Origin of the sequence: Enterovibrio nigricans DSM 22720 (assembly GCF_900167155.1) — a bacterium.
GTDB classification, from domain to species: domain Bacteria; phylum Pseudomonadota; class Gammaproteobacteria; order Enterobacterales; family Vibrionaceae; genus Enterovibrio; species Enterovibrio nigricans.
Window position 1 is genome coordinate 1 of record NZ_FUXU01000234.1, and the last position, 1,075, is coordinate 1,075.

The window sequence follows — 1,075 nt, forward strand, 5'->3', positions numbered from 1 at the left end:
AAGGAGCAAGAACAACTCGCGGCGAGCCGCTGGACGGAGAACCCAGATAGCTATGCTGCGCGAATACAAGGCATGGATGACGAACAAGAGAAAGCACTGAAAGACATGCTAGACCCCGAACTTACTGAACACGACATCCTGCCCTTGCCGCCCGTGACCATAGACAATGCGACACAATCGGTTGTTGGTGAGTTTGACAAGACATCATCGACCACATCGACAGACACGCCATCTGGTTGCGGTAAAGGAAGCGGGGAAGGTCTCAACGGCAACGCGAAGGACAGCGCACCCGATACACAGGTAACGAAAGGGGACGATGAGCAAGGCGAAGAAGACAACAACGCAGGAAACGCCGTCACCGCCTTGCTCGTCATCAGCGGCCTTGCCGCCCTGACCTACGGTGGCTATCGCCTTTATCGCCACCTCAACGACAAGGAGGAGACCTACCGTGACTGAAACCCACACCGCAAAGGGGGCAACGCCGCCCCCTTTCTCTTTAGATGACACGACATTCAGTGATGACCTCTTGGCTGACATTGAAGCCCTTGAGCCTAGTCAGCCCAAAGAGAGTGACGACACAAAAGACAAAGACTCGCAACGCCATGATGCTTCTTCCCACGCCCTCACAGGCAATAAAGGAGAATTAGCCGCAAACGGCCTTGTTGACCTGATTGAAGTCAGCCTCAAAAGCTTTATGGTCAGGGACTTTACGCTCTCACCTGAGCGTAAAACCCTTATTGTGGACAACTTCACGCCCTTTTTTAACAAGTACGACGGGACGGTTGTTAATCTCTTTGGGCGATACAAGGAAGAAGCGCAAGCGGTCTTTGCCTTGTCGATTCTGGCATTCTCTATCTGGCTATGTATCAAAGAAGCCAGAGAGCAAACACAGCCAGACCCTGAACAGGGGGGCAGTGATACGCCAACCGTTAACAGCACGCCTTCCCGACGTACCAAACAGACAAAGGACAGTGCAGGCAATGGCGATAAACAGTAACCCGTCACTCAAAGCACGGCACATGCTTTTTTCTGCCACCACAGGCGGCGGGAAAACCACCGCCGTGCATCAACTGCC

2 protein-coding genes are annotated in these 1,075 nt (G+C 53.3%); both read left to right on the forward strand.

Going from position 1 to position 1,075, the window contains the following annotated elements:
* Window positions 1-456: hypothetical protein (locus tag B5D35_RS24515; protein ID WP_157828509.1), on the forward strand; the 456-nt coding region annotated here is incomplete at its 5' end.
* A complete protein-coding gene (locus tag B5D35_RS23900) occupies window positions 449-997 on the forward strand; it encodes a hypothetical protein (protein ID WP_078754873.1) in 549 nt (182 codons plus the stop codon). The genes B5D35_RS24515 and B5D35_RS23900, both read left to right, overlap by 8 nt.
* Window positions 998-1,075: the final 78 nt, after the last annotated feature.